This window comes from Paenibacillus sepulcri, assembly GCF_042647105.1.
In the GTDB taxonomy this organism is placed as follows: domain Bacteria; phylum Bacillota; class Bacilli; order Paenibacillales; family Paenibacillaceae; genus Paenibacillus_Z; species Paenibacillus_Z sepulcri.
Genome location: NZ_JBHRUP010000001.1, coordinates 2,023,955 through 2,050,648, shown reverse-complemented (window position 1 = coordinate 2,050,648; position 26,694 = coordinate 2,023,955). Strand labels below are relative to the sequence as shown.

Below are 26,694 nucleotides of genomic sequence, written 5' to 3'. Positions count from 1 at the left end.
CGCAGCCTCGGGTGAATCCTGCTTTGGCCGGGCACAGGATTGAGAATTAATATATAGAAACAAAGCATAGAGGAGGCTTTTTGGCATGGTCGGATGGGTTGACGCTTGGTGGCTTCGTCTTGCGCTTGGCTTGCTGGGCAGCGGGATCATTGCGCTGGCTGCCTACAGGGTGCGCTCTTTATCAGGATCAGGTGCCTTGGCGGCCATTATTATGGGGACAAGCTATGTAACGCTTGGCGGCCCGCTGTGGTTCGGCGCGTTAATGGTATTCTTTGTAACCTCCACGGCTCTATCCAAATTCAAACGGAGGCATCGGGCCAAACAGGACGCCGAAGCGAATTATGCCAAAGGAAGCCGGCGCGATGCCGGGCAGGTCTGGGCAAATGGCGGTCTGGGCCTGATTTTGTGCGCCGCGCATGCCATATGGCCGGACCCGTTATGGCTTTACGCGTTCGTGGGCGTTATGGCATCCGTCAACGCGGACACCTGGGCTACCGAGCTTGGAGCGCTCAGCCGGGTGGAGCCGCGGGCCATACTCGGCGGCGCTCGCGTTCCCGCTGGAACAAGCGGCGCGGTTACGCCGCTTGGCAGTATGGCTGCCCTGGCCGGGGCAGCCGTGATCGGGGCTGCTGCCGCTCTTCTTATATCGCCATGGGTTACCGGCGGGCCTGGAGAGGTGCTGCCAGGCGTGCTTGTCGCCGTAGGCTGTCTCGCTGGAACGGCGGGCGCCTTCGCCGATTCACTCCTCGGAGCGACGGTGCAGGCGATGTACCGCTGCCCCGTCTGCGGTGTGCAGACCGAGCGTGCCGAGCATTGCGGTGCTGTGGCGAAGCGGATCAGCGGGTATGGCTGGATGACCAATGACGCGGTCAATTTGTTCTCATCCGCAGCCGCCGCTGTGCTGGCCGGAGTGATCGGCATCCTGATTGCCTAACGGCAGTCAGGCATTCCGTCACAAATTTAAGTGCAATCAGGTCTTTATCCTGTATAATATTGGGTTGACAGCGCATTCACGCAACGAGTATTCTAACTCTGACATAAGCTTAAGCTTCAAAATGGATGAATTGTAAAAGTTTGAAAGCCAGTCAATCCATCAGAGAGGAGCTTGACCGCAATTGAACATGGAAACGTCTGCGCTGCTTGCGAGACAGCAGCAACAAGAACCGATTCTGCGGGCGGTTAATGTGAAGAAAGTATTTGGCCGGGGCGAGACGGCGGTTACAGCCGTTAAGAATATTCATTTGGATATTGCTGCAGGTTCTATGGTTGCGCTCAAGGGCCGCTCGGGCTCAGGCAAGACGACGCTGCTTAATTTGCTGGCCGCGCTGGATCAGCCGACAGAAGGTTATGTGCTGTTTAACGGACAGGAGCTGTCCAGACTGCCGGAGAAGCAGCGCAGCGTCTGGAGACGCTCCCAGCTGGGACTTGTTTTTCAGGCATTCGGATTAATACCTCTGATGTCCGCTTATGAGAATGTTGAATTCGCCCTGCGTATCGCCGGAACCGATAAGAAGCTCAACAAGGAGCGTGCCGAGACTGCGCTGGAGTGGGTGGGCATGAAGTCGCGCATGAAGCATCGTCCTCCCGAATTGTCGGGCGGGGAGCAGCAGCGTGTGGCCATTGCAAGAGCGATTGCGCACGAGCCCTTGCTGCTGCTGGCCGATGAGCCGACGGCGGAGCTGGACAGCCGGATGGGGCTTCAGGTAATCAAGGTATTCCGCGATCTGGTGGAGCGGCGCGGCATGACCGTAGTTATGACGACCCACGATCCCGGCATTATGGAGATCGTCGACCATGTCATTGCATTGGAGGATGGGGAGATTGTCGCTGAACCTAATTCATAGCCGCCGCAAACGGCTGCTGAAGCAATCGACGCTGCTGCTGCTCGCAGCCTCATTATTATCGGGCTGTTCCCTGCTGCCCGGGGGAGAAGAAACGCTTGCGCCCCCGCTTATCAAGCCGGCGCAGGAGAAGTTCGATTCCGTTGAAGTGAAGAAAGGGACCATCGAACGTTTCTTCTCAGGAACCGCAGTAGTGGCTTCCAAACACAGCATACCGCTATTTTATAAAGATAACGGAAGATTGAAGGAAATTCATGTCAACCAGAACGATGTCGTGAAAGCCGGCCAGCTCCTCGCCGAGCTCGATATGGGCGATCTGGATCTGCGCATCAAGCTGCAGAAGCTGAATCTTGAGCGGGCTACGCTTGAATTTTCCAAGGTGAAGCAGGCGGGGGCGGATGCGGGCGAAGTCAGACTTCGCGAAATCGACAGGGAGCGCGAGCAGATTTCGCTGGATTCCCTGGAACAGGAGGCCGAGGCGGCCAGGCTGACCGCGCCGATTGATGGAATCGTCACCTACAAGGATACGATTGCTGCAGGCGATAGTGTAACCGGATACAAACCGCTGGTGAGCGTCTCTGATCCGAAGCAGCTCTACCTGGTATGCGAAGCGGAGGATCCCAAAACGATCTCGCCGATCCAGTTTCACATGGACGTAGAAGTGACCGTGGACAGTACGAAGATCATGGGGAAGGTGGTTCAATCCCCTTCCAGCGCTCCTTTTACCGATAACAAGGAGCAGGCTGAGCGCAATGCCAAGCTGCTTTATATTGAACTGAACGAACCAAGCAGCAAGCTCGTTATGGGAGAAACCGTTCAGCTTCACATCATGCTGGAGAAGCATGACGATGTTATCGTGCTTCCGCGCAGCGGTCTGCGCACCTATTTGGGACGAACCTATGTGCAGGTGCTTGACGGCGATCGCCGTAAGGAGGTTGACGTGGAGGCGGGAATCATGACTGCGACGGAAGTGGAGATCGTCAAGGGACTCGAGCCCGGCGAGCAGGTTATCCTGAACAATTAATCCGCGTGATGCCTGACTTAAGGGACAAGAAGAGGTGAAACGACGATGGCCTTATGGACGATGATTTTTCGCAAAATGGCGAAGAATCGTTGGCTTCAGCTAAATTTGTGGTTCGGCTTGACGATTTGTGTCGCATTGTTCAGCTCTATGCCCTTATACTCCCATGCCATACTCCAGCGTACACTCACCAAGGAGCTGCAGCAGCTGCAAAAGGATCAGAATATTTACCCCGGCTATATCCGCGCGGCTACATCGGTATCTCCGGGTGAAAGGACTTTCGATCAAACCCGGAACATGATTGCCCAGGCGGACCGTTATATGGAAAATGCGCCCAGGCGCTTCGGACTGGATGCCCAGTCTTACCTGGTGTCCAGGTCCACACAGTCCTTCCGCGTGTTTCCAGCGGATGGCTCTGAGCGCGAGCTGAAGGAAATGAACGTCAGCGGAAGCTTCCGGACCCTGACCGATTTGGAGAAGCGCGTCCGCCTGATCGATGGGCGTTTTCCCGATCCGGGCCGCAGCGACGGAGTTTATGAAGCTGTCGTCACGCAGAAGTTTATTATTGATCTGAAGCGGGATCTGGATCATGAGTTTGTTTATACCAACAAAGACACCGGTGAGAAAATCCGTGTGCTGGTGGTGGGGCTGGTTGAGAGCAGTCCGCAGAATATCTACGATCAATTCAACGTGGAGAGCTATAACTCATCGTTCTACATACCGTTCGAACGTTTCGAGCAGGATTTTGTCCAGAAGGAAAGCGTGCTCAAGCTCTCCAGCATTACATGGCAGTATTCGCTTGATTATGAGCAGCTGAACATCGATGATATCGCAAATTTCACGGGCCAAAGCCAGGCGATGACCAATTATTTTACGATGCGTCTTGGCATTGCGTCGGTCGATATTCCGGCGAAGAATCCCATCCAGTCGTACACGGAAAAGAAGGAAAAGCTCGACATCATGCTGTGGTCGCTGTACTCGCCGGTGATGTTCATGCTCGCTTTCTATCTGTATATGGCGGCGAATCTCATCATCGAGCGGCAGAAGACGGAGATCTCAGTCCTCCGCAGCCGCGGAGCGAGCCGGCTGCAGATCATGCTGGTGTTCACCGTGGAGAGCGTAATTCTGGGGCTGCTGGCCCTGTTGGTCGGACCGTTCGTGGGCGTGTATTTCACGAAGATTCTCGGAGCCTCCAACGGTTTCCTGGAATTTGTGCAGCGTTCGTCGCTTGATGTTGCCTTAAACAGTGCCTCTTACAAGGTTGCGGCTGCGGCTGTGGTCGGTTCGATTATCCTGATTCTTGTTCCGGCATTTCTGGCAACGCGGATTTCGATTGTCGGACATAAGCAGCAGCTCGCCCGCTCCAGCAAAATGTCCTTCTGGCATAAAACAGGCATCGACCTGATTCTGCTGGCGGTTTCGATTTATCTGCTTGTCGGCTTCAATAAGCGGTTGGATCAGCTGCAGCAGCTTGCGCTTGATCCTACTGCGCTGCAGGTTGACCCGCTCTTGTTCTTTATGCCGGCATTGTTTGCGCTTGGCTGCGGCTTGCTGCTGCTGCGTATTTATCCCTGGTTGATTAAGCTGATTTATTGGATAGGACGAAGGTGGTGGACCCCCGCTCTCTATTCCACCCTGCTGCAGATCAGCCGCTCGTCCACGCAGTATTTGACGATCAAGGTGTTTCTGATTATGACCGTTGCCATGGGACTGTTCAGCGCCAATGCAGCGAGGACCATCAACGGAAATATGGAGGATGCGATCCACTATACGACCGGATCGGATATTCAACTGCAAATTCACTGGGATAACGATGCTCCCCCGCCTGCAATGTCAGGCGGGCCAGGAGGCGCCGAGTCCCCCGAGGATGCGGCCGCAAAGCCGAAAGTCATAACCTACACCGAGCCCTCCTTTATCCAGATGACGGAGCTGGCTGGGGTGGACAAGGCGGCACGCGTATTCCGCAAACCGGATGCCAGCTTCAGTGCAAGCGGGGGGGACAGCGCAACTACGCTATACGGAATTGATACCCTTGATTTTGGCAATGTGTCCTGGATGCGCAGCGGGCTTCTTGATCATCACATCAACAGCTATCTGAACCTGATTGCTTCCGATCCCAAGGCTGTGCTGATCTCCAGATCAATCGCGGACAAGTACCAGGTGAAGCCGGGCGATCCCATATCTGTCAAATGGAGCGGATTGGACAACGCCGGGTTTACCGTGTATGGCATCATTGATTATTGGCCGGGCTGGAATCCGCTGCCTGTTGGCGGTGTCAGCGAAGATCAGGATGATGAAAATGTCCGGCTGCCGAATCTGATTGTCGGACATCTATCCTACATCCAGAACCATCTGGCTCTGGAGCCGTACGAGGTCTGGATCAAGCTTAAGGAAGATGCAACCAGCAAAGTGATTTATGATGACCTGATAAAGAAGGAAATCCCTGTTGAAGAGCTGGTGGATGCCAATCAGCAGCTGATCCGCTCCAAAAATGATCCATTCCGGCTTGCCATCAACGGCGTCATGACGCTTGGTTTTGTCATATCGATGATGATCAGCTTCTTCGGCTTTCTGCTGTTCTGGGTGCTGACGTTGGCCGGACGCACGCTGCAATTCGGGATTCTGCGGGCAATGGGCATCTCGTTCATGCAGATTATCGGCATGCTGCTCAGCGAGCAGCTGCTCACCTCGGCAGCGGCCATTCTCATGGGCGTGTGGATTGGAAATACGGTGAGCGACTTGTTCGTTCCGCTGTTCCAGCTGTCCTTCAGCGCCGCGGAGCAGGTGCCGCCGTTCGAGATTATTCATCAGCTCAGCGATTATGTACAGCTGTACAGCGTGGTTGGCGTGATGCTGCTCATCGGGCTCATCGTCATCGGAGTAAGGGTCTCCAGAATGAAAATTACGCAGGCGCTTAAGCTTGGGGAGGATTAAGCTTATGATCCATTGCGATGGACTTGTCAAAATTTATAAGACAGACGATCTGGAAGTCGTCGCCCTGCAGGGACTTGACCTGCATGTGGAGGCTGGCGAGCTGATGGCGATTATCGGCAACAGCGGCAGCGGCAAATCGACACTGCTCAATATGCTGGGCGGCCTTGACCGGCCTTCAGCCGGTACGCTGCTCGTCAATGATCAGGATCTGCTGAAATTCGCGGAACGCGATCTGGTCAAATACAAGCGCGAAACCGTCGGATTCGTCTGGCAGAGCAATGCCCGCAATCTGATTCCCTATCTGACGGCGCTGGAGAACGTGGAGCTTCCCATCCTGCTCAAAGGCCGCCGCAAGCGTCTGCGCGCGTTGGAGCTGCTTGACGCTGTTGGACTCAGCCACCGGATCAAGAACCGGTTGAGCGAGCTCTCAGGCGGCGAGCAGCAGCGGGTGGCGATAGCCATAGCGCTGGCTAATGAACCGAAGCTGCTGCTCGCCGACGAGCCTACGGGCTCGCTGGATACGCGGATGTCGGATCAGATTCTGGATCTGTTCCGGGAGCTGAACCGGAAGATCGGCATAACAATCGTTATTGTCACGCATGACCCGCTGCTTGCCCGGAAGGTTGACCGTGTTGTGGCGATCCGCGACGGCAAGACCTCTTCAGAGATCATCCGCCGCCAATCGTACGCGGAGGAGCTTGCGGAGCTTGAGAGGGGCGGATTATTCAAGCAGGAAGCAAGCCATGTCGAATATGCCGTGATCGACAAGGCGGGACGTCTGCAGATTCCTGCCAATTACCTGCAGGCGGATGAGTTCAAGGAGAAAAACAAGGTGCGGGTGGAGATGGAGGAAGGACGAATCGTTCTGTATCCGCCGGAGGACTAAGTTCCTGTAGTTCATACTGAAGAGTCAATTCAAAAACCATAGCACCATCAAAAAGAAGTCCCACCATTAAACGGAGGGACTTCTTTTTGATGAATACATGATAGAAAACACGGCGAGCCGTTCTTACTTCGTCAATTCTTCCATCTGCGCGATAAGCTCTTCAAACACGCTCATCGCCTGCTCAATCGGCTCAGGCGTGGACATGTCGACGCCGGCCTTCTTGAGGATATTGATGGAGAAATCGCTGCCTCCGCTTTTCAGGAAGCCAAGATAGCGGTCAATGGCAGGTGCGCCTTCCTCGAGAATTTGCTTCGAGAAGCTGGTGGCTGCAGAGAAGCCTGTCGCATATTTATAGACATAGAAGCTCGTGTAGAAGTGGGGGATACGGGCCCATTCCATTTCGATATCCTTGTCCACGACCATGTTCGGGCCATAGTACTGCTTGTTGAGCTCATAATAGATTTTGCTGAGCTGATCCGGGGTCAGCGATTCGCCTTGCTCGGCTTTTTCGTGAATGATTTTCTCGAATTCGGCGAACATGGTTTGACGGAAAACCGTTGTCCGGAACTGATCCGCATAATAGGTGAGCAGGTACATTTTTTCCTTCGGATCGGTTGATTTCTTCAGCATATAATCCATTAGAAGCGCCTCGTTGAGCGTTGAAGCGACCTCGGCCAGGAAGATTGTATACTGCGCATCGCGGTAATCCTGATTGCCGTCGGAATAATAAGAGTGAAGCGCGTGGCCCATCTCGTGCGTCAACGTGAACATGCTGTTCAGATTGTCTTTATGATTGAGCAGCACATAGGGATGCGTGCCGTAAGCGCCCCAGCTGTATGCGCCGCTGCGTTTGCCTTCATTCTCGTAAACGTCGATCCATCTGTCCTGGAAGCCTTTCTCCAGCACCTGCAGATAGTCCTTGCCCAGCGGTTCGAGACTCTCTTTGACCGTTTCCTTGGCCTGCTCGAAGCTGATGTCCATCTTGAATTCATCGACAAGCGGAGCGAACAGGTCATACATATGAAGCTCATCCACCTTGAGCAGCTTCTTGCGCAGCTCCATGTAGCGGTGCATCAGCGGCAGATGCTTATGCACGGCATCGATGAGGTTGGTGTACACCTCTTTGGGAATGTTGTCGCCATAGAGGGACATTTCCAGGGTAGACGGATATTTGCGGGCGCGCGAGTAGAAAATGTTCTTGGTCACATTCGCGCTGAGCGTCGAAGCGAGCGTGTTTTTAAGCTTGCCGTAGGTGTCGTACATGGCTTTAAAGCCATTCTTGCGAACCTCGCGGTTTTTGCTTTCCAGAAACTGTATGTAACGGCCCTGCGTCAATTCCACTTCTTCGCCATTCTCATCCTTGACCTTGGGGAACTTGAGATCTGCGTTGTTCAGCATGCTGAAAATCGTGCCCGGCGCCTGGCTCACATTCCCGACCGCAGCGAGAAGAGCTTCCTCGGATTTGGATAGAATATGGGCTTTCTCCCGGCGCATTTCTTCCAGCGTATGACGGTATTTGGCCAAATCGGAATTGTTGATCATTGCTTCGAGATCGGCATCGGAGAGACTCAGAATTTCAGGCGTTATAAAGGACAACGCTTCTCCTGTTTCGACGCTGAGCTTCTTGGATTTCTCGGATAAAGCCTGGAATTCGGCCTCAGCCGTGTCTTCATGATGCTTCAAATTGGCATACACATAGAGCCGCTCCACATGCTGCGACAGCTCATCCTCAAGCTCAAAGCAGCTTTTCACTTGTTTGGGGTCGGCAAGCTTGCCTTCGAAGGCATTGACTTTCTTCATCAGTTCCTTCGCGTGCGAATATTCCTTGTCCCATGCAGACTGGCTTTCGAACAAATCTTCCAGCTTCCAGCTGTTCTCAGGCGCGGTTTCGGAACGTTTGGGTACGTGGTTCATCGGAATCCCCCTCGGTTGATTAATAGATGACGGAACTGCGGGTACAGAAGCGGGCAGGTGCAAGGACACGCTGCTGGCGGGCAGCAGGGACAACGACAATACAATGGGAAGCCACTTCATGATTGAGGTTCACGCTCCTAGGTACAGTCTGCACCTAGTCTTGCCCGCGAACAGTCTCGTTATGACCCCATCGTAGTTAAACTATAAACAATCAGGAAAAAAGCAAACGCGATAAAAACAATTGCGGCGATTGCGAGGCCTCTTCGCAGGCTCGCGGGTATGTTGTTGCGCTGCATAATGATCAGGATGCCCAGCGAAAAAGCCGCGACGATAAAAATAATCGTAGCTGTCGTATCCAATTTCTTTCAAGCTCCCTCCGCACAACCTATTCAGCCGGCAGGCTGGTTATGACCCGCCTTGTATGTCTTCGATATACAGGATGAATTTTCCTTCAATCCTTCAGGAAGAAACATGCCCCGGCATCTGCACTAGACAGAGCGGAAGCCTTCCATAATCGCTGCAAGCTCTTCCTCGCGGCCTTCAAAGCTCTCGGGCTTAAAGCGGTTCTCGGCCCAGTGGAGCATTTCCGGGCGGCTGACGAATGTGTGGCATTCCTCGCCCCATTGATCGGAAATTTCCCGGACGATCAGCGTTTTCCCCTGAACCTCGACGTTCAGCATATTATACTTGTCCGTTTTATAAATTTGTACTTTCTTAAACATACGGTACATTCCCTCCAGCATAGTGGCGTATCCATCAATCATAGCGAATACAGGGGGTAGAAATCAAATAAGTTTCGTGATAAAATTTGTTCACCTTTTTTAGCGGAGTACTTGATACTCCTGGTTTTGAAGTGGGAAGAGAGCATTTAGCCGGGTTTTGAGTTGAGATGAGCCGAGCAGAGGAGAGAAGAGCGATGAAGAAAAGGTATGAACAGGTCGGCGTTGCAGTGACATGCCGGGGATTTGAGGAATATGTGAGGATGTTTGATTTGTCTGAGGATGAGCTCAAGGCAGGAGAAATTCTTGACATTGCATCCGGCGGTTCGTCCTTCACAGCGGATGCAAGCGGCTTGGGCTTCAAGGCGATGGCGGTTGATCCGCGGTATGCGCTTGACCCGGCTGGGTTATTCACCGAAGCCGAGGCGGAAATATCCCTCTCGACGGCTAAGCTTGAGGGTCTTACAGATCAGTTCGATATGTCCTATTACGGCAATATGAGCAATCACAGAGCCGGGCGCGAGAAGTCGCTTGGACGGTTTGCCGCCCATTACGGTGAACCTGAGGCCAGAGCGCGATGTTATGCGGCTGGAAGTCTTCCGGCACTGCCCTTTGCGGACCGGCGTTTCTCCCTTGTTCTGTGCAGCCACTTTCTGTTTTTATATGAAGAACAATTTGATTTTGCTTTCCATAGGCAAGCGGTTCTGGAGATGATGAGGGTTTGCCGTCCAGGAGGAGGCATTCGCATCTATCCCCTAATGTCTCTAAGCGGGGAGATATACCCGCATCTGGATGCGCTTCTTGAAATGATTCAGGCTGAAGGCGGAAAGGCGGAATTGTTCCGGACCGGACTTCCTTTTATTCCCGGCTCCGAGAGCGGATTGTTTATCGGGATGTAATTGCAACTGCCCCATATTAGGTGTATAATGGAAACACACGTCATTTAATGACGTTATTTTAGGAGGTTGTTCAATTGACAGGAACAGTAAAATGGTTTAACGCAGAGAAAGGCTATGGTTTCATTCAAGTCGAAGGCGGAGAAGATGTATTCGTACATTTTTCTGCAATTCAAGGAGATGGCTTCAAGTCGTTGGATGAAGGTCAGGCTGTAGAATTTGATATCACTGAAGGCAATCGCGGAGCACAAGCTGCCAACGTCGTGAAGTTGTAGGATCGGACACAATCGCACAAACACATGTCCCAACGTATATAAAACCCGACAATTTATTGTCGGGTTTTTCTTATGGGAGGCCTGGAATGTTCGCAGGCTGCTTGCGCCAATGCCCCGAATGCTTTGACCCCGAGGCTTGCATGATGATAAAATGAGGGTTGGAATTCACCTTAAGGGGAGCGATTTGAAAATGAAATTCAAGTTGTTTAAAGACCGCAAAGGCAAGGCCGACCAGGCTAAAAATAATAAATTTGTCAAACTCGCCCGCGAAATATATGTACATGCCCGCAAGGGAGGACCTAATCCGGAATCCAATTTTGCTCTCAAAACGGCGATAACCGCGGCAAGGGCCGAGCAGATGCCGGTTGATAATATCGAGCGCGCCATCAAGAAGGCGGCAGGAAGTACAGATGGCGTGGATTACGAAGAAATCATGTACGAAGGTTATGGCCCCGGCGGCGTGGCCATTATGGTGCGCTGTTTGACCGATAACCGCAACCGTACGGCTGCGGATGTCCGCTCCATCTTCAACAAGCGGGGCGGCAACATGGGGGAGTCCGGCTGCGTCGCCTATATGTTTGATCAGAAAGGGCTGATCGTCATTGACCGGGAGCAGAATGACACCGATGAAGATACGATGATTATGATGGCGCTCGAAGGCGGGGCGGAGGATGTTATCGTGAATGACGACAGCTATGAGATTCTCACCGACCCGCAGGAGTTTGAACGGGTGAAAGGGGCGCTTGAGCATGACGGTTACGGGTTCAGCAGCGCCGCTGTCCGCTGGCTGCCTCAAAACACGATCAAAGCGGAAGGCGAGAATGCCGAGAAGCTGCTCAAGATGATGGACGCTTTTGAAGACAATGAAGACGTGCAGGACGTTTTTGCCAACTTCGAAATCGATGAGGATGAATAGAAGTTCACCGGACCGACTCTGATTGTTCCGATTGTTCAAATACGGCCGTCTTGTTACTGCTTTTATAGTTCAAACCAGCCCCTTCCGGCTTCGCGGCTTTTGATTGCGCGAACAGCTGGAAAGGGCTTTTTTTTATACTTTGTTTAGAACTTATTTAGAAGGAATCAAGAACTGAATCCTACAATGGGAAGCATGCGGGATGAAGGAGATGAATACGGACATGCATCGAATTTCGGGAGGTACAAAGAAGTGGCTGCTGACGCTCCATCTGCTTTTTAGCGCCATTATGCTTGGCGTGACGGTAGCCTTCCTGATCTTGAGCCTGGTTGCGGCTTCCACTTCCGATGAGGGGGTGCTGAAGGCGTGCTACGCCAGCATGCTGCTTCTGGCCGAGACATCGATCCGGGCCTCTACAATCGGTGCTGTTGTCACCGGTGTTCTGCTGTCGCTGCTTACTCATTGGGGGCTGTTCAAATATTACTGGATTATCGCCAAGCTGCTGCTGACGGTGGCTTCAATCGGTTTGGGCATGGCAGGCATATATATGTGGTCGCTTAAAGCCGCAGCAATCACCGGTGCAGACGGACTGAATGCTCTTGGCCAATCAGACTTTCTGGTGAATCGGGCCTTTCTGATCAATGGCATCATCATGCAGCTGTTGTCTCTTCTGGCATTGTTTATATTGTCGGTATTTAAACCATGGGGGAAACGCGTCCCAAGAAAATGATTTTAGCGCAGCGGGTAAATCAGAAAATAACCCCGGTTCATCAAGGAACCAGGGTCGTTTCATTTGAATTTGCAGCAGCTTGGCATTAAACGCTGGAGCGGGAGAAAATATGTTTGGCCAAAAAGCTTGCCGCCGCGATCAAGGCCAGTATCATCGCCATATGGAAAAAGGCGCCTTTTCCGTAATGATCAAAGATCGGGCCGCCCACCGTGCCGCTGATAATGCCGGCGATGCCAGCCCATACCACGGTAAATACGGCTTGTCCTGAAGAGCGGTACTCATCGGGAATGATCGTGGAGAGGTATCTGAGCGCCGTCGTAAAATAGATGCCAAAGGTGATGCTGTGCATCGCCTGCACGGGGATAATCCAGATCGGCGACTGGATCTCACTGACCAGCCAGAAGCGGATCGCGTACATGAGGCTTGCGATTGCGAGCAGCGGAAGCTCCTTGAACTTGTGGCCATATTTGCCGAGCAGGAAGAAAACCGGAATTTCGCTAACCGCCGATATGAGCCATGCCACGCCGACGAGGGAATCGCTTGCTCCCATCTGCCGGAGCGTCACCGCCAGAAACCCCTCATACATCCGGTGCGAAATGGAAATAACGAGAATCAGCACGAAAAAAATAACGATATCGGGTTTTCGCAGAATTTTGAACAAACCGGAGAAATCCATCTTTTTGAGCGAGCCCTGATAATCCTTCAGCCCCAGCGAAAGCACGAAGGAGACTGTTATCGTACATACGCCGACCAATAGACTTGCCCAAGATCCCGTAAATCTCAGCAGCTGCCCCATAAAAAACGCCATGAAGGCAAACCCCAGCGAACCGAAAATACGGACTAGCGCATAAGGGGTGCCTGTATATTGGCTAGACAACAAAATCAGGCTGTCGCTCAGCGGGTTCATCGGCGTCTGGAAGAAATAGAAGACCAGCATAATGACACAGACTATTGTGAAGGTTTGGGTCGTGAACAGCAGCGAGAGCATCACGAGTTGGCCGAACAGAATGACGGTCATAATCTTTTTGAGCGTACGGTATTTGTCGCTGGCCGCTCCGAACAGAAGAGTAGAAAATATCGAAATAAACGGTCCGATGGAATAGATGATACCGATCTGGGAGGCGTTATAGCCATGATCCAGAAAATAAAGCGGTAAATAAGATACGACAATGGCCTGTGTCATAAACATGGCAAAACTGAACATGCGGAGCATAAGGGTTTCTTTTGCTGCGGATTGCGACCGTCCGGCTGCGGTGAGAACCGGGTTTGATGAATTCATGATGTGTGTGTCACTCCATATCCAATACTTTTCCGGCTATAATCCGGTTTGATTTGCGGCCTCGCCTGATCGCCAATGCAACAAAAATGCATTCAGCGGCGAGGCCGGCAGATTGCGCGCAGGCGCCGATTGTTCCGTTCCAGCCGGGAGCAAGCGACACCAGCAGAACAATCGTTGTGACGGTGAACAGCAGATTGGAGGCCTGCGAGCCCAGCATCACCCGCGTATGGCCCCGCACCATGATGATGCCGTTGAACATATCCAGCCAGGGCATGGCCAGGGCGAACAGAGCGAAGGGCTTTAATGCCCGGAGCGTCTCTTCCTTTAATTTTCCCTGCACCCCCATGATATCGCCGACGATAAAGTCGCCTAAGGGCAGGAAGGCGATGCTGCTTACAAGCGCCAGCGGAATGAAGCCGAAGGCCAGCGTGAAGCGGCGGACCGCATCCCGGTCAATTCGATAGAAATTAAGGACGATTTGATGAAAATAACTGAAAAAGCTGGTGACCAGCTGCACGAGACTCGCAGCGAGCGCGAAGGAAGCTATGGCCAGCGCAGCGTCGGAGGTTTTGCCCAGAAATGCATTAATGGAAGGGCCGATCCACACAGCGAGAAAGGTAGAGAACAGCATCGGACGATAGAAAGAGAACACCTGCTTGCCCGACTTAATGGTGTGTCCTTCCGCTTCATCGGGCATCTGGCGGACCAGCAGGCGTCCCTCCGCATAACTCATAGCGGCCTCCATGATCATGCCGACTAGGAAAATAACCGCTCCTACCGAGCTGCTGTGCACCCCCGTATGGATAAAATACAACGATAATCCGTACATCCCCAGAAGGCGTACGCTCATCCCGATGGTCAGCCATTTGGTCCGCAGATTATAAATGATGACGCCCTGATACAAGCAGCGGATCCCCGAGAACAAGCTCACAAACATCAGCACCTGATAAACATCTATGATGTCGGGAACCTGCGACTCATCAGCCCCGAACACCCCCTGGAAGATCCAGACGCCAAGCGGCGTATAGCAGATGAGCAGGCCAAGCGCCATGATGGCTCCGAACACGGCTTGTCCGACAAGCAGCATGGACCGGAAGGAACGTTTATCCCTTACAAGCGTAGAGCTTGTCTGCCGCAGCAGTACGGCCGGCCGTTCGGTTATAATGAGCAGGCTCATGGCTATCGCATAGCTGGCAATAATTTGTTCGGGGTTGTCCGCTCGCGATAACGTGCTGTTAATGATGACATGCGACAACGTTACGAGACTTGCTGAAATGCCAAGCGGTAAAAAAAAGCGCCACAGCTGTCCCATCGTAACTGTGCCCGGCTGTTGAATCATTTTTGACTCGTCTCCCTGATGTTATTTATTATGGTAAACAGTATAGCATGGATGAACAGGGCGTAGAGGCCCCAAGCTTGCCGTTCGATTAAAATTGTGGGCGGCTGCAAGATTCCGCCTTGTTCCGGGTGGTGGAAACGGGCTGCACGAACATGTTTTCGCGCTGGATTTGTGCGTTATGAAATGGTACATTAATGGTTGGAGGTTTTCTATGGTGGATGACATTTTTATATGGAACGAACGCCTCGGGATCGCACTGCCTGAACTGAATCAGGAATGGGAAAGCTATAGTGAACAAGCGCGTTCATCCATAGTTACGCAATGGGAAATTATTCGCGGCACGATCCCGGATCGTGTCTTTGCTTATGAACGGTTAATAAATGTGAAACAGGCGGAATTATACGAGGAAGAAGATTTCGAGACTTCCTGCTGCATTAATTCAGAAATCGCGGAGCTTGCAAGCCGGATTAATGATCTGCATATTTGGTATCGCATCAATCAGGAGATTGAGACGCGGAGCCATTTCTGAAGGAAGGGTTCAAGGAGGGCGCTTGAATGAAAATGTTGGCGCACGCTCGTCATGTACCGAAAACACCCGTTTCGCTTATGTACCGGGTGTATAAATATGTACTTCCCGAGGTTAGGGCCGAGCTTGGACGGCTGAGGATGATTGCCGGGCAGATACCCGATGACGAACTGCGGACACAAGCGCTCGCCAGTATGAGAGACAAGCAATTTCATTGCGAGGGTGGAGGAATCTACGCCGCCGCCAATCTTCAGCAGCGGCATGTTCTCGTTCCGCTTATCGTAGCGCTTCAGACGATCAGCGATTATTTGGATAATCTGTGCGACCGCAGTACATCGCAGGACGAGGGCGATTTTCGGCTGCTGCATCAGGCGATGCTGGATGCGGTTGATCCCGGAGCTCCCCTGCGTGATTATTACGCATTGCGCAATGAACGGGAGGATGGGGGGTATTTGCACGGGCTGGTGCAGACCTGTCAGAGCTGCATACGGCAGCTTCCTTCCTATAGCAGCGTTCAGTCGCCTGTCTCCGAGCTGGTCGGCCTCTATGGCGATTTACAGGTGTACAAGCATATTGTCAAAAACCGCCGTGAACCCGAGCTGCTAGGGTGGTGGGAGAAGCACAGCCAGAAGGTCCCCCATTTGCAGTGGAACGAGTTTGCTGCTGCAACAGGGTCCACACTTGGGATGTTTGTTCTTTTTCTTGCGGCCTCCGAGGATGGGCTTGCGAAGCAGGATGCCCTGTTGATCCGGGACGCCTACTTTCCTCATGTATGCGGACTTCACATTATGCTGGACTATTTAATCGACCAGGAAGAAGACCGTATCGGCGGGGATTTGAACTTCTGCAATTATTACGAAGATCAATCGCAGCTTGTGGAGAGAATCGGCGAGATTGCAGCAAGAGCGCGCAAGGATGTGCAGGCGCTGCCGTGCAGGCAGTTTCATACCATGATTATTGAAGGACTGCTCGCCTTGTACCTGTCGGATCCGAAGGTGCGGGAACAGTCGGACGTACGTCGCGTTTCCAAACATCTGATGAGACGAAGTCCTCTTACACGATTGTTTTTTTTGGGGAACAGCGTCTGGATCAGAATGCGGCAAACTTAAGATATAGATAAGAGACAGGGAGTGGATTGAAATGTCAGCAGTCAAGTCGATTGCCGTACTCACGAGCGGTGGAGATTCGCAGGGCATGAATGCGGCGGTGCGCGCCGTGGTAAGAAGTGCGCTGTACCATGGTCTGGAGGTATATGGCGTTCAGCGGGGATATCAGGGGCTGTTAAACAATGATTTACGGCAAATGGATCTGCGCAGCGTCGGAGATATTATTCAGCGCGGAGGAACGATTCTGCAGACGGCAAGATGCAAGGAATTTTTAAGCCCGGAAGGTCAGCAGCGGGGAGCGGAAGTGCTGCGTGACCGCGGGATTGACGGTCTTGTTGTAATCGGAGGCGATGGTTCCTACCAAGGGGCGAACAAATTGAGCAAGCTCGGCATCAAGACGATGGGACTGCCGGGAACGATCGATAATGATATTCCGTTCACCGATTTCACCATCGGCTTCGATACTGCGGTGAGCATCGTGGTTGACGCCATTAACAAGCTCCGTGATACGATGACCTCGCATGAGCGTTCTTCAGTCGTTGAGGTTATGGGCCGGCGCTGCGGCGACATCGCATTGTTCGCCGGACTTGCGAGCGGAGCGGAAACGATCATCGTGCCTGAAGTGCCGTTTGACATCGATCAGGTCGCAAACCGGATGAAGGAAAATTTCCTGTCAGGCAAGCGGCACAGTATTATTGTCGTTGCAGAGGGGGCCAGCACCGGAGAAGAGATCGGTCAGGGGATAAGAGAGCGCTGCGACGTAGATCCGCGCGTTACCGTTCTGGGTCATGTTCAGCGCGGCGGCAACCCGACGCATAATGACCGGATTCTAGCCAGTCAGCTGGGGGACTTTGCGGTACGCATGCTCATGGAAGGCGAATCAGGCAAAGGCTGCGGCATCATCCGCGGAGAACTGACTGTAACCGATATCGATAAAGTGGTAAATACGAAGAAGCCTTTTAACATGGATCTGTACAATCTCGCATTGCGCTTGTCCCAATAAGCAAGCCTTAATAATTTCATTGAATCAAAGGAGATACTTATATGAAAATTGTTATTATTGCGGGAAGCACCAGGGCTGGAGCTTCAAGCACAAAAGCGGCCCGATATGCGGCTGGATTGATGCAAGAACAGGGTCACGAGGTTAATATGGTGGATCTGCATCAGCACCGTCTTCCGATTTATTGCTCGGATGATGCTGTCCAGGTTCCAGAGGTAATATCCTTGCGCCAGGCTGTACTTGAGGCCAATGCAATTGTACTTAGTACGCCTGAGTATCACGGCAGTATTTCCGGCGCGCTGAAGAACGCTCTTGATTTTCTCAGCGCAGAGCAATTTGACAGCAAACTCGTATTGTCAATCAGTTCGGCTGGCGGTGCGGTAGGAGTCAATTCGCTGCAGCATCTGCAGACGATTGTCCGCAATGTGCACGGAATCAATTGCCCGGAATGGATCTCGGTGGGCGGAGCGCAGCGTGAGTTTGGTCCTGACGGCGCACCTGCTTCAGAGGGCGTTCAGCTTCGCATTCATCACGCCGTCAAGTATTTTCTGGAGCTGGCGCAGAAGCTTCTCAAGGATTAACAGATTAGAGACGGCCCTTATAGTTAAAAAAGCCCTGCCAAAGGCCTGGCAGCCTGTGAAATTTCATTTTCACAGCTGCTGGCTGTGCGGGGCATTCTTATAGAATAAGCACAGGAATGCCAAATCTTGCTTATGTATCAGGTGTAAAAAACGGCTCAGCTGCCCTTTGGCAGCTGAGCCGTTTTTTCTTATTTATAATCTACACCAGCCGTATATTTGTTGCCTGCGTTCCAGAGTAGAAATTCATCGATTCCGGAATCATGCAGCGCTTTAATCTGCGCCTGCACCTGTTCCTTGCCGTATTGGATGTAGTGGCCTTTGCCCAGCCAGCTGGCGGTGAAATCCTGAATCCACGGCCGGATAACCGGCTTGTAGGAACCGATCGGATCCAGCTTCTTATGCGTATCGGCCATGGAGCCTTTAATGGTTGCATATGGATCCTTGTCGGGGTCCTTCACGTCGAACCAGCCTGTGCTGTAATGACTGGGATATACCATCGGGCAGATCACATCGACATGCTTGGAAATTTTAACAAAATCCTGACCGATTCCTTCGGCTGCCGGAACCGAGGCGGCGTAGCCGAAAATGTCCACGGATACGCGGACGCCAAGCGGCTCCAGCTGTGACTTGGCATATTTGACGAATGCGGCGATGGTATCGACGCGGCTTTCTTTAGTGTGCTGGAATACGAGGGAATCCGCTTTATTCTCAAAGCCCTCGGGGAAACGCACATAATCAAATTGAATCTCCTTGAAGCCGAGCTTGACGGCTTCCTTGGCGGCTTCGATATTGTAATCCCATACTTCCTTCATATAAGGATTAACGAAGCTGTCCCCGTTGCCGTTCTTCCAGATGCTCCCATCCTTTTGGCGAAAGGAAAGCTCCGGATGCTTGGTGGCGAGCACCGTATCCTTGAAAACAACGATCCGGCCGATAGGATAGACATTATGCTGCTTCAAACGATCCATCATGGCGGAGATATCGCGGATATACTTCTTGGGCGAGCCCAGCCTCAGAAGCTCCGGATTTTCCGTGGGGTATGTAATGTTGCCCAGATCATCCTTCAAATCGATAACCATACTGTTTAAATCGGTACTGTCGAGCAGCTTGAGCAGCGTTTCCATCCGCTCGCCGCCGGCACTGTAGGCCGTCACATAGACGCCTTTTACCTTGGGAGCATCCGGCTGGGGGTCTTTCTTCACCAGAATCGAACCGGTGGAGGAGTCCGAAGTGCCTGCCCCGCTTGAAGCACCCGTTCCGGTTTGTACTCCCTGACCCGTTTGCGCGGGACCGTGACCGGCAAATAAAGTGCTTAGCAGTTGGGAAGTGGAAGCACTCTCTTGCCCGCTCTGAGCCGTTCCTCCGGATAAAACATGAAACAATAACAGCATAATTGAAATAATGGCATCCATTGTGTTCTCTCCCATTTGGCTCTGTACATTAATTATAATTCAGTTATAGAAAGAGGCACAGAGGTATTTTGTAGGATATTAAAGCAATCGGAGAAGATCTAATCGGCGCCGGGCAAAAAAAAAGGCGGGAACGTATAAATACGTTCCCGCCGCCTTTATTTTAATGCAAGTACACTGCTTTTTGATGCTCAACAATACTGTGCTGCACGATTTCCATCGCATCTCCCGGTTCCAGTAATGACAGTCCGTCCCGAAGCACAATATTCAGGTTCAATTCCCGCTCCGTGAGAAAAGGCACTAGCTCTGGAACCAGCTTTTCCACAATCATCAACAGTTTGACCGTTTCCATATCCATCAAGCATCACCCTTTCATCGTAATGGAGGGCAAAAACGTATGGCAAGAACCAAATCTGCGGGGTAGCATTATTATAACAGCAGCGAAGCGAAAAACCTAGGGGTATACGGAAAATTCCATATTTGCCGCGCTTTCTGCAGCAGGAGACAAACAACGCTATCTTAGGTCAGGTTCTGCGGAAGTCCCCCATGATACCCAAGGTTTCGACGATATTCACGAAAGCGGCCGGATCCGTTTTTTGGATAATTCTTTTTAGTTCCGGCAGCTCGAAGCGGGTTGTTACAGTCATAAGCATGTCCCTCTCCGCATCCGTGTATCCGCCGCGGGTTCGGATAACGGTAATGCCGCGCTGCAGAGGCAGCAGCTCCTTGCGCAGCTCCTGGGCGCAGTTGGTGATGATGAAGGCGGTAATCTTGACATAGCGGATGTGGATCAGGTCAATGACTTTGCCGGTTGTGAAGATGGAAAGCAGCGAATAGAGGGCGGCATCCCAGTCGCCAGTCAACAAACCAAGCGCAATAATGATGCTCCCGTTCATGACAAAAATAAGCATGCCGATCGATAAATCCCGTTTACGGGTCAAAATGGTCGCAACAATATCGAAGCCTCCGGTTGAAGCGCCTTCGCGAAGCGACAACCCGCTGCCGAAGCCCACCACAACGCCCCCGAAGACAGCTCCAAGCGTGAGATCATTCACAACCGCCTCAGTTGGAATAAGCTGGATGGCAATAGTAGTCGTAACGACAGAGAAGATGCTCCAGCCGACAAAACGAAGGCCAAGGATCTTCCAGCCCCAGATCAAAACAGGGATATTGAGCACAAAATAAAGCCAGCTGATATTGAAGCCTGTGGCATAGCCGATAATCATGGTTATTCCTGATACGCCTCCGCTGATCATCTTCAGCGGAATAAGGAGCTGGTTGAAGCCAAAGGCGATCAGGGCCGAGCTCAGAAGCATGACAATCGCCGTGCGGAGTCTCTTCATCTGTTGTGATTCACCTCTTATTTGCATGCGCTTGACATCAAGTCCTTTCGCTGCTGCCGCGGGGATTGTGTGTGTAAATAGTATGCGTACTTTCGACTTACTGGTATTCATGCAAGATGTTGTGCTATAATGAACTGTATATTTTCTGTAGAGTGCAGATAGAAGGAGATTGAAAAAGTTTGAAAACATTTGCTGAATTCGGCTTGGAACCTAAAGTTTTGCAAGCCATCACGGAGCTAGGGTTTGAAGAATCCACTCCCATCCAATCAAAAGCCATTCCAATTGCGCTGACCGGTACCGATTTGATCGGTCAAGCTCAGACAGGAACGGGCAAAACGGCCGCCTTCGGAATCCCGCTCGTTAACAAGATTCCGGTAACCGAAGAGCGTATCGTCGCATTAATCATGACCCCGACCCGCGAGCTTGCCATTCAAGTTTCGGAAGAGATCGGAAAGCTTACCCGTTACAAAGGTCTTCGTTCGCTGCCGATATATGGCGGACAAGAGATCGGAAGACAAATTCGCTCCTTGAAAAAGAAGCCGCAAATCATTATCGGAACACCCGGACGGTTGCTTGATCATATTAACCGCAAAACCATTCGACTGGACGATGTACAAACTGTCGTATTGGATGAAGCGGATGAAATGCTCGACATGGGCTTTATGGAGGACATTACCACAATCCTCTCTCTTGTACCTGAAAATCGCCACACCATGCTGTTCTCAGCTACGATGCCTGCTAACATCCAGAGGCTGGCACAGCAATTTCTGAAAAATCCGGAACATGTCTCCGTCGTTCCGACCCAGATCAGTGCGCCTCTGATCGAGCAGGCTTACATTGAAGTTCATGAACGTCAGAAGTTTGACGCACTGAGCCGCTTGCTTGATATGGAATCACCTGAATTGGCGATCATTTTCGGACGCACCAAGCGCCGGGTAGATGAGCTTAGCGAAGCCCTGCAAAAACGCGGATATTCCGCTGACGGACTTCATGGCGACTTGTCACAGAATCAACGTGACAACGTCATGCGCAAATTCCGTGACGGCAGCATCGATGTACTTGTTGCAACGGACGTTGCTGCGCGCGGTCTTGATGTTTCGGGCGTAACGCATGTCATCAACTTCGACTTGCCGCAGGATCCGGAGAGCTATGTTCACCGGATCGGCCGTACAGGCCGCGCGGGCAAAGAAGGAACAGCGTGGTCATTCGTCACTCCGCGTGAAATTGACCACATGCATTTCATTGAGAAAGTCACGCGCCACAAAATTGCCAAGAAGCCGCTGCCGAGCATTGCGGAAGCGATTGAAGGCAAACAGCGTCTGACGGCTGAGCGGATTCTTGAATTTGTCGAGAGCGATTCGATCAATGAATTCAAAGCGATCACGATCCAGTTACTGGAGCAATATGATTCCGTCAACCTGCTTGCAGCAGCCATCAAGCTGATCACGGGTGAGAAGAAGGATGTCAGCATCGAGTTGACACCGGAAGATCCTATCCGTGCTAAAAAACGCAGACCGGATGTCCGTTCGAGCGGCCGTCGTTTCTCCGGCGGACCTTTTGGCGGCGGCAACCGCACTGGCAGCGGTCCCCGCGGCGGAAGCAGCAGCGGTCGCAGCAGCGATAGCCGCGGCGGCTACGGCGGCAGCCGCAGTGGCGGAAGCAGCAGCGGAAGCAGCTACAACCGCAGCGACCGTGATGGCCAAGGCGGAAGCAGAGGCTCCTCACAGGGACGCAGCAGCAGCAGCGATACTCGCCGTTCGCGTCAATCTTCAGAGGACTTCAACCGCAACTAATGGTTAACCGGGGCTATCCGTATAGCCGAGCAATCGGGCGGGTGGCCCCATTTTTCTTGATTTTAATGGAAAATATGGATTCGTATAAGGGTTGAACGAATGAAGAGTTGGCGATTAGGGGCAACCTATTATATAGTTATATAGAATAATGAAATCGCTTGCTGTACACGTTTCTTACGGAAACGCCAAGGCTCATACTTACGATGTAGCGTTTTCTTGCGAAAAACGCCTTTAGGGGGATTCAGGCAATCATGGAAATGAGAGGCTTAATGGGCGGGCTGTACAAGATCTCGGAGTGGATCATGAGATTATCGGTTACGAATGTATTGTGGATTTTATGTTCTATACCGTATATTTTCTTGATCTTTCCAGTCATTATGGCTCAGAACACCGATCAATTTTTGAGCAGTGTTGTCTTGTCAAGTATCATAGCGCCTTTCACGTTGTTTCCGGCAACGGCGGCTATGTTTGGAGTTGCCCGTAAATGGGTGATGGGCGAAGTGGACGCCCCGCTTCTGCGTACATTTTTCCGGAATTACAAGGAAAGCTATCTGCAAAGCATGATAGGCGGCATTTTGTATGTTATTTTGTTCGCCATTCTGATTGTTGATTTCCAGGTATACTTGAAAGAATTGGAGTATCTTCAGCTGGTTTCTTATTTATTCATTGCAATCATGGCCTTGCTTGCCGTTTCCTTGTTTAACTTCTTCTCTATGGTCGTCCATTACCATATGAAGACGTTCCAACTGCTCAAGAACGCAGTGCTCCTGACTATCGGCCGTCCTTTCCGCTCATTGTCCACCGCCATCATGTGCGGCGTAGTCGTTTATATCAGCTTCAGCTCGCCTAAGCTGATGTTCCTGGTGCCTTTCTTCACAGGCAGTATCGTTGCGGCCATTTCGTTCTGGGGTTTTTATCAGATTTATACGAAGCTCCAGCTGCAGGCGGAGAAAGCCGCTGAAGCCGAAGCTGAGGCTGAATTGATGAATCTCAATGAAGAAGTGAAAAAGGACAGCTAGCGATTGCTCCCTAAATTAGCAGCTGCTTTACGTTTACTTTTGATTCAAAAACCTCTATAATAATGAGTACATCCTGCTTTTGCTCGTTACGGCTTTACGTTGTTTTGAACCAATGGCTGTTTCCCGGGAGACCTAGATCGGAACGCGGCTGACATGCCCTCGAAAGGGGACCTCAAAAACGTTCCTGCGGACACCCACCTGCGAGAGCGGGTTCAGAAGCAAGCGGGTCGGACGGCATTAGCGGGTTTTTTTTCAAAATTAAGAAGAAGCGGCTGAAGCATCCTGATATGGCATAGTTGCTTTCTTCCCAATAAAGATATCAGGTAGGAATGACGCGTTGTCTGGTCCTTGCTGATATTTCAAGAAAAGGGGGCAGCCCCTTTTTTTTAATGTGTGAATTATGCTATGATATTGGTTAGCATACATAGACGTTAGAGGGGGAGATCACCTTTGTTGAAGCGAACCCTGATAGGGTTGCTGCGCAGTCATGAGCTGACTGGCGATAAAGCGAAAGATCCATTGCTAAAATCCCATTTTTACAAGTTGTCGAAGGATAAGGCGTGGGAGGAAGTTGTCTCCTTATTGAAGAAAATGCAGGGCTACAAAGTACTGCATGAGGTCGTTTCCGTTGGAGAAATTGTTCTCGAAAAACGTACTATGACGGGTCGCACCATGGACATTACCGTGTCAGTGATTGGTGTGAATCCGGTTACATCCGCTATTGATATCTATTCGGCTTCACGTGGTTCACTCGGCGATCTAGGTTCCAATTATCGTACGATTCTTGATATTTACAGAACGATTGACAAGAAGCTTGCTGCTTATAAAACATCTGGCATATAAACAAAAAGCGAGGAAGGAAAAATCCTTCTCTCGCTTTTGTTGTGAATTGGCGCGCAACCATTGCACCTGTTCACCCGTATGTAATCTATACGAGCGCTTTTACCGCTTCAATCGCGTTCTCATAGTTTGGATGCTCGGTCATTTCGCCCAGCACTTCAACGTATTGAATGGTATCATTGCTGTCAATAACGAAGATGCTGCGGAAGTCCAGGCGAAGTTCTTTAATCAGTACGCCATAAGCTTCACCGAAGTTGTTGTTTTTGTAGTCGGACAGCATAACCACATTCTCAACGCCTGCAGCTCCACACCAGCGCGCTTGGGCAAACGGAAGGTCGACGCTGACGGTAAGTACGACCACTTGATCACCGAGCTTGCCAGCCTCTTCGTTGAAACGGCGGGTTTGAGCGTCGCATACGCCGGTATCGATGGAGGGAACAACGCTAACGAGTTTAACCTTGCCAGCGAAATCTTTTAATGAGACGACATCCACCAATGATTTGTTCAGTTGAAAATCTGGTGCTGCATCACCTTTTTTCAGTTGCGGACCAATCAGTGTAAGCGGGTTTCCTTTGAGGGTAGCCACGCCTGTGCGTTCTTGTGCCATTGGAAAACGTCCTCCTTCTAAATAATTGTATGTTTCATAACAAATTTATTATAATCATAATGAATTGCTGTTGTCCAATATATGAGAAAGAAGGAAAAGGATGATCTTTCTACGATATGAAAGCTTTCGCGGCTATCTGCGGATGTATCCGGTCACAGCGATTATTATTGCCCTGAATTTGCTCGTATTTCTGGTCGATGAGCTCAGCGGCAACCATGCGCTGCTCGAGCGGGGCATATTTTACAGCGATCCCTATGAGAATTATTTCTCCTTGGAAGAACCTTGGCGTTATGTGACGGCGGTGTTTCTTCATCTTGGTTTTCAGCATTTGTTCTTTAATATGTTTGCCATTCTGATTTTTGCTCCTCCGCTGGAGAAGATGCTTGGGCATATCCATTACTCGCTGTTCTATCTGATCAGCGGAATTGTCGGCAACCTGTTCAGCGCCATAGCGGAGGCTCAGACGGCAGGAGCAGGTGCTTCCGGAGCGATTTACGGCATCTATGGCACCTATCTTTATCTGGCCCTGATGAAGAAATCACTGGATGAGGCATCCCGCAAAACGGTCTATGTGATCTTGATTTTTGGTCTCATATACTCCGTTTTTGTACCGGGAATTGGTATTTGGGCTCATATAGGCGGTTTGTTTGCCGGGTTTGTTCTGGCTTATGGATTTGACTGGTATACCATCAACAAAAGAAAACGTTACTAAACGTACGGACGGGAACGAAGGAGAAGAGGGAATTCATGGAGCTTCGACAGCTGCATTATTTTGTTAAAGTAGCCAAAAAAGAACATGTGACGCAGGCGGCTGAAGAGCTGCATGTCGCACAATCGGCGGTAAGTCGCCAAATCCATCAGCTGGAGCAGGAGCTTGGTGCAAAGCTGTTTCTGCAAAAGGGACGCAATTTGCAGCTGACTCCGGTGGGGGCGCTTTTCTTGAAACGAGCCGAAGTGATTTTGGCTGATTTGGAACGGGCTGTTTCGGATGTGCATGAATTTCTTGACCCCGAGAAAGGCGAGATCAGGCTGGGCTTTCCGCATAGTCTCGGGTTTTCTCTCATTCCCGAAATCGTCTCGACGTTCCGGAAGCTGCATCCCAATGTCACCTTCCGCTTTAAGCAGGGGATGTATCCTTCACTGATCCGGGACGTGATTAAGGGTGAAGTTGATTTATCTTTCGTATCGCCGTTTCCCGAGCAGCATGGTCAAGTTACAGGAGAGACGGTACTGACGGAAGAATTGTTCGCCATCCTCCCGCCCAACCATCATTTGGCCGGAGAAGACATTATCGATTTGATTCAGCTGAAGGATGATAATTTTGTGCTGTTCAGCCAGGGGTATTCTCTGCGTCCGATTGTATGGGATGCCTGCAGGGAAGCGGGCTTCACGCCCCATATCGGGTTTGAGGGGGAAGAGACCGATACGATTCGCGGTCTGGTCGCTGCCGGGATGGGAGTCAGCCTGCTTCCGGAAATGGCGTTGTACCCTTCAGGGCCTTTGCAGCCCGTCAAAGTCAGAGTGAAATCTCCCACTGTGACGAGAACGATCGGTCTGATCTATCGTTCCAACGAAAAGCTGCCGCTTGTAGCCAAAGTATTTCAAAGCTTTCTGCTTGATTATTTCAGCTGCAAGGGTATTAAATAACAATGACGATGGGCCCGCTGAATGGCGGGCTCTTTATTTTGCCTCGATCTTGGCATTGGAGGTTCTTTGTCAGGCA

General features: G+C 51.4%; 27 protein-coding genes and 1 other RNA gene. 19 read left to right on the top strand and 9 right to left on the bottom strand.

All coding sequences use genetic code 11. The annotated features are described in order from the left end of the window. Nucleotides 1-85: 85 nt before the first annotated feature. From ACFOLF_RS09010 to ACFOLF_RS08990, 5 genes are all read left to right on the top strand, one after another. Complete coding sequence (locus ACFOLF_RS09010; protein WP_210046911.1) at nt 86-934, top strand: DUF92 domain-containing protein; 849 nt, start codon at nt 86-88, stop codon at nt 932-934. Nucleotides 935-1,121: 187 nt separating this feature from the next. Next, a complete protein-coding gene (locus ACFOLF_RS09005) occupies nt 1,122-1,844 on the top strand; it encodes an ABC transporter ATP-binding protein (protein WP_210046940.1) in 723 nt (240 codons plus the stop codon). Then, nucleotides 1,822-2,865, top strand: coding sequence for an efflux RND transporter periplasmic adaptor subunit (locus ACFOLF_RS09000; RefSeq protein ID WP_210046912.1), 1,044 nt, complete (start codon nt 1,822-1,824; stop codon nt 2,863-2,865). Before ACFOLF_RS09005 ends, ACFOLF_RS09000 begins: the two co-directional genes overlap by 23 nt. Nucleotides 2,866-2,910: 45 nt before the next feature. Further along, nucleotides 2,911-5,796 carry an ABC transporter permease gene (locus ACFOLF_RS08995; RefSeq protein WP_210046913.1) on the top strand — a complete coding sequence of 962 codons (2,886 nt, stop codon included), beginning with the start codon at nt 2,911-2,913 and terminating at the stop codon, nt 5,794-5,796. Between the two features lie 4 nt (nt 5,797-5,800). After that, nucleotides 5,801-6,682 carry an ABC transporter ATP-binding protein gene (locus ACFOLF_RS08990; RefSeq protein ID WP_210046914.1) on the top strand — a complete coding sequence of 294 codons (882 nt, stop codon included), beginning with the start codon at nt 5,801-5,803 and terminating at the stop codon, nt 6,680-6,682. Between the two features lie 123 nt (nt 6,683-6,805). Here ACFOLF_RS08990 and pepF read toward each other — a convergent pair whose 3' ends face one another. From pepF to ACFOLF_RS08975, 3 genes are all read right to left on the bottom strand, one after another. Next, entirely contained in the window at nt 6,806-8,596 is a 1,791-nt protein-coding gene (gene pepF, locus ACFOLF_RS08985; RefSeq protein ID WP_210046915.1) for an oligoendopeptidase F, read from the bottom strand. A 179-nt stretch (nt 8,597-8,775) separates the two neighbouring features. Continuing rightward, the gene (locus ACFOLF_RS08980; RefSeq protein WP_210046916.1) at nt 8,776-8,955 is read right to left on the bottom strand and encodes a hypothetical protein; all 180 of its coding nucleotides are present in this window, start codon (nt 8,953-8,955) and stop codon (nt 8,776-8,778) included. 129 nt (nt 8,956-9,084) lie between these two features. Further along, the gene (locus ACFOLF_RS08975; protein WP_210046917.1) at nt 9,085-9,318 is read right to left on the bottom strand and encodes a hypothetical protein; all 234 of its coding nucleotides are present in this window, start codon (nt 9,316-9,318) and stop codon (nt 9,085-9,087) included. Between the two features lie 194 nt (nt 9,319-9,512). Between ACFOLF_RS08975 and ACFOLF_RS08970 the strand changes: the two genes are divergently transcribed. From ACFOLF_RS08970 to ACFOLF_RS08955, 4 genes are all read left to right on the top strand, one after another. Next, nucleotides 9,513-10,214, top strand: coding sequence for a methyltransferase domain-containing protein (locus ACFOLF_RS08970; RefSeq protein ID WP_210046918.1), 702 nt, complete (start codon nt 9,513-9,515; stop codon nt 10,212-10,214). 74 nt (nt 10,215-10,288) lie between these two features. Next, nucleotides 10,289-10,486 (top strand): cold shock domain-containing protein, encoded by a 198-nt coding sequence (locus tag ACFOLF_RS08965; RefSeq protein WP_188993153.1) that lies wholly within the window; start codon nt 10,289-10,291, stop codon nt 10,484-10,486. Between the two features lie 190 nt (nt 10,487-10,676). Continuing rightward, complete coding sequence (locus ACFOLF_RS08960) at nt 10,677-11,402, top strand: YebC/PmpR family DNA-binding transcriptional regulator (RefSeq protein WP_210046919.1); 726 nt, start codon at nt 10,677-10,679, stop codon at nt 11,400-11,402. A gap of 220 nt (nt 11,403-11,622) precedes the next feature. Then, nucleotides 11,623-12,129 carry a hypothetical protein gene (locus ACFOLF_RS08955; RefSeq protein ID WP_210046920.1) on the top strand — a complete coding sequence of 169 codons (507 nt, stop codon included), beginning with the start codon at nt 11,623-11,625 and terminating at the stop codon, nt 12,127-12,129. 85 nt (nt 12,130-12,214) lie between these two features. On the opposite strand, the gene ACFOLF_RS08950 is transcribed toward ACFOLF_RS08955, so the two are convergent. Further along, nucleotides 12,215-13,408: an MFS transporter gene (locus ACFOLF_RS08950; RefSeq protein WP_210046921.1), complete on the bottom strand. Its 1,194-nt coding sequence runs from the start codon at nt 13,406-13,408 to the stop codon at nt 12,215-12,217. Between the two features lie 10 nt (nt 13,409-13,418). Beyond that, nucleotides 13,419-14,747 carry a multi antimicrobial extrusion protein MatE gene (locus ACFOLF_RS08945; protein WP_379113982.1) on the bottom strand — a complete coding sequence of 443 codons (1,329 nt, stop codon included), beginning with the start codon at nt 14,745-14,747 and terminating at the stop codon, nt 13,419-13,421. A gap of 211 nt (nt 14,748-14,958) precedes the next feature. On the opposite strand from ACFOLF_RS08945, the gene ACFOLF_RS08940 reads away from it, so the two are divergent. The 4 genes from ACFOLF_RS08940 to ACFOLF_RS08925 are packed head-to-tail and all read left to right on the top strand — an operon-like array spanning nt 14,959 to nt 17,960. Further along, nucleotides 14,959-15,276 (top strand): hypothetical protein, encoded by a 318-nt coding sequence (locus ACFOLF_RS08940; protein WP_210046922.1) that lies wholly within the window; start codon nt 14,959-14,961, stop codon nt 15,274-15,276. 26 nt (nt 15,277-15,302) lie between these two features. Further along, nucleotides 15,303-16,382, top strand: a complete 1,080-nt coding sequence (locus ACFOLF_RS08935; protein ID WP_210046923.1) for a tetraprenyl-beta-curcumene synthase family protein — start codon at nt 15,303-15,305, stop codon at nt 16,380-16,382. 31 nt (nt 16,383-16,413) lie between these two features. Then, nucleotides 16,414-17,382: a 6-phosphofructokinase gene (gene pfkA, locus ACFOLF_RS08930; RefSeq protein WP_210046924.1), complete on the top strand. Its 969-nt coding sequence runs from the start codon at nt 16,414-16,416 to the stop codon at nt 17,380-17,382. Between the two features lie 41 nt (nt 17,383-17,423). Continuing rightward, a complete protein-coding gene (locus ACFOLF_RS08925; protein ID WP_210046925.1) occupies nt 17,424-17,960 on the top strand; it encodes an NADPH-dependent FMN reductase in 537 nt (178 codons plus the stop codon). 188 nt (nt 17,961-18,148) lie between these two features. On the opposite strand, the gene ACFOLF_RS08920 is transcribed toward ACFOLF_RS08925, so the two are convergent. From ACFOLF_RS08920 to ACFOLF_RS08910, 3 genes are all read right to left on the bottom strand, one after another. Next, complete coding sequence (locus ACFOLF_RS08920) at nt 18,149-19,372, bottom strand: putative glycoside hydrolase (protein WP_210046926.1); 1,224 nt, start codon at nt 19,370-19,372, stop codon at nt 18,149-18,151. Between the two features lie 160 nt (nt 19,373-19,532). Next, nucleotides 19,533-19,727, bottom strand: a complete 195-nt coding sequence (locus ACFOLF_RS08915) for a hypothetical protein (RefSeq protein WP_210046927.1) — start codon at nt 19,725-19,727, stop codon at nt 19,533-19,535. A gap of 166 nt (nt 19,728-19,893) precedes the next feature. Further along, nucleotides 19,894-20,712 carry a YitT family protein gene (locus ACFOLF_RS08910; RefSeq protein ID WP_210046928.1) on the bottom strand — a complete coding sequence of 273 codons (819 nt, stop codon included), beginning with the start codon at nt 20,710-20,712 and terminating at the stop codon, nt 19,894-19,896. Nucleotides 20,713-20,891: 179 nt separating this feature from the next. On the opposite strand from ACFOLF_RS08910, the gene ACFOLF_RS08905 reads away from it, so the two are divergent. The 4 genes from ACFOLF_RS08905 to ACFOLF_RS08890 all read left to right on the top strand — a co-directional run bounded on the left by ACFOLF_RS08905 (nt 20,892) and on the right by ACFOLF_RS08890 (nt 24,367). Continuing rightward, nucleotides 20,892-22,505, top strand: a complete 1,614-nt coding sequence (locus ACFOLF_RS08905) for a DEAD/DEAH box helicase (protein ID WP_210046929.1) — start codon at nt 20,892-20,894, stop codon at nt 22,503-22,505. 251 nt (nt 22,506-22,756) lie between these two features. Beyond that, nucleotides 22,757-23,524, top strand: coding sequence for a YesL family protein (locus tag ACFOLF_RS08900; RefSeq protein ID WP_210046930.1), 768 nt, complete (start codon nt 22,757-22,759; stop codon nt 23,522-23,524). Between the two features lie 67 nt (nt 23,525-23,591). After that, a non-coding RNA gene (ssrS, locus tag ACFOLF_RS08895) (6S RNA) lies at nt 23,592-23,775 on the top strand. A 199-nt stretch (nt 23,776-23,974) separates the two neighbouring features. Continuing rightward, nucleotides 23,975-24,367, top strand: coding sequence for a DUF1499 domain-containing protein (locus ACFOLF_RS08890; RefSeq protein WP_210046931.1), 393 nt, complete (start codon nt 23,975-23,977; stop codon nt 24,365-24,367). An 85-nt stretch (nt 24,368-24,452) separates the two neighbouring features. Here ACFOLF_RS08890 and tpx read toward each other — a convergent pair whose 3' ends face one another. Then, the gene (tpx, locus tag ACFOLF_RS08885) at nt 24,453-24,971 is read right to left on the bottom strand and encodes a thiol peroxidase (RefSeq protein WP_210046932.1); all 519 of its coding nucleotides are present in this window, start codon (nt 24,969-24,971) and stop codon (nt 24,453-24,455) included. Nucleotides 24,972-25,071: 100 nt separating this feature from the next. On the opposite strand from tpx, the gene ACFOLF_RS08880 reads away from it, so the two are divergent. Both ACFOLF_RS08880 and ACFOLF_RS08875 read left to right on the top strand, forming a co-directional pair. Beyond that, the gene (locus ACFOLF_RS08880) at nt 25,072-25,683 is read left to right on the top strand and encodes a rhomboid family intramembrane serine protease (protein WP_210046933.1); all 612 of its coding nucleotides are present in this window, start codon (nt 25,072-25,074) and stop codon (nt 25,681-25,683) included. Between the two features lie 35 nt (nt 25,684-25,718). Next, nucleotides 25,719-26,618 (top strand): LysR family transcriptional regulator, encoded by a 900-nt coding sequence (locus ACFOLF_RS08875; protein ID WP_210046934.1) that lies wholly within the window; start codon nt 25,719-25,721, stop codon nt 26,616-26,618. Nucleotides 26,619-26,694: the final 76 nt, after the last annotated feature.

Coding starts and splice junctions, on each gene's coding strand:
- ACFOLF_RS09010 (WP_210046911.1), top strand. CDS start 86: ATGGTCGGATGGGTTGACGCTTGGTGGCTTCGTCTTGCGCTTGGCTTG.
- ACFOLF_RS09005 (WP_210046940.1), top strand. CDS start 1,122: ATGGAAACGTCTGCGCTGCTTGCGAGACAGCAGCAACAAGAACCGATT.
- ACFOLF_RS08995 (WP_210046913.1), top strand. CDS start 2,911: ATGGCCTTATGGACGATGATTTTTCGCAAAATGGCGAAGAATCGTTGG.
- ACFOLF_RS08990 (WP_210046914.1), top strand. CDS start 5,801: ATGATCCATTGCGATGGACTTGTCAAAATTTATAAGACAGACGATCTG.
- pepF (WP_210046915.1), bottom strand. CDS start 8,596: ATGAACCACGTACCCAAACGTTCCGAAACCGCGCCTGAGAACAGCTGG.
- ACFOLF_RS08975 (WP_210046917.1), bottom strand. CDS start 9,318: ATGTTTAAGAAAGTACAAATTTATAAAACGGACAAGTATAATATGCTG.
- ACFOLF_RS08970 (WP_210046918.1), top strand. CDS start 9,513: ATGAAGAAAAGGTATGAACAGGTCGGCGTTGCAGTGACATGCCGGGGA.
- ACFOLF_RS08960 (WP_210046919.1), top strand. CDS start 10,677: ATGAAATTCAAGTTGTTTAAAGACCGCAAAGGCAAGGCCGACCAGGCT.
- ACFOLF_RS08955 (WP_210046920.1), top strand. CDS start 11,623: ATGCATCGAATTTCGGGAGGTACAAAGAAGTGGCTGCTGACGCTCCAT.
- ACFOLF_RS08950 (WP_210046921.1), bottom strand. CDS start 13,408: ATGAATTCATCAAACCCGGTTCTCACCGCAGCCGGACGGTCGCAATCC.
- ACFOLF_RS08945 (WP_379113982.1), bottom strand. CDS start 14,747: ATGATTCAACAGCCGGGCACAGTTACGATGGGACAGCTGTGGCGCTTT.
- ACFOLF_RS08940 (WP_210046922.1), top strand. CDS start 14,959: ATGGTGGATGACATTTTTATATGGAACGAACGCCTCGGGATCGCACTG.
- ACFOLF_RS08935 (WP_210046923.1), top strand. CDS start 15,303: ATGAAAATGTTGGCGCACGCTCGTCATGTACCGAAAACACCCGTTTCG.
- pfkA (WP_210046924.1), top strand. CDS start 16,414: ATGTCAGCAGTCAAGTCGATTGCCGTACTCACGAGCGGTGGAGATTCG.
- ACFOLF_RS08925 (WP_210046925.1), top strand. CDS start 17,424: ATGAAAATTGTTATTATTGCGGGAAGCACCAGGGCTGGAGCTTCAAGC.
- ACFOLF_RS08920 (WP_210046926.1), bottom strand. CDS start 19,372: ATGGATGCCATTATTTCAATTATGCTGTTATTGTTTCATGTTTTATCC.
- ACFOLF_RS08915 (WP_210046927.1), bottom strand. CDS start 19,727: ATGGATATGGAAACGGTCAAACTGTTGATGATTGTGGAAAAGCTGGTT.
- ACFOLF_RS08910 (WP_210046928.1), bottom strand. CDS start 20,712: ATGAAGAGACTCCGCACGGCGATTGTCATGCTTCTGAGCTCGGCCCTG.
- ACFOLF_RS08900 (WP_210046930.1), top strand. CDS start 22,757: ATGGAAATGAGAGGCTTAATGGGCGGGCTGTACAAGATCTCGGAGTGG.
- tpx (WP_210046932.1), bottom strand. CDS start 24,971: ATGGCACAAGAACGCACAGGCGTGGCTACCCTCAAAGGAAACCCGCTT.
- ACFOLF_RS08880 (WP_210046933.1), top strand. CDS start 25,072: ATGATCTTTCTACGATATGAAAGCTTTCGCGGCTATCTGCGGATGTAT.
- ACFOLF_RS08875 (WP_210046934.1), top strand. CDS start 25,719: ATGGAGCTTCGACAGCTGCATTATTTTGTTAAAGTAGCCAAAAAAGAA.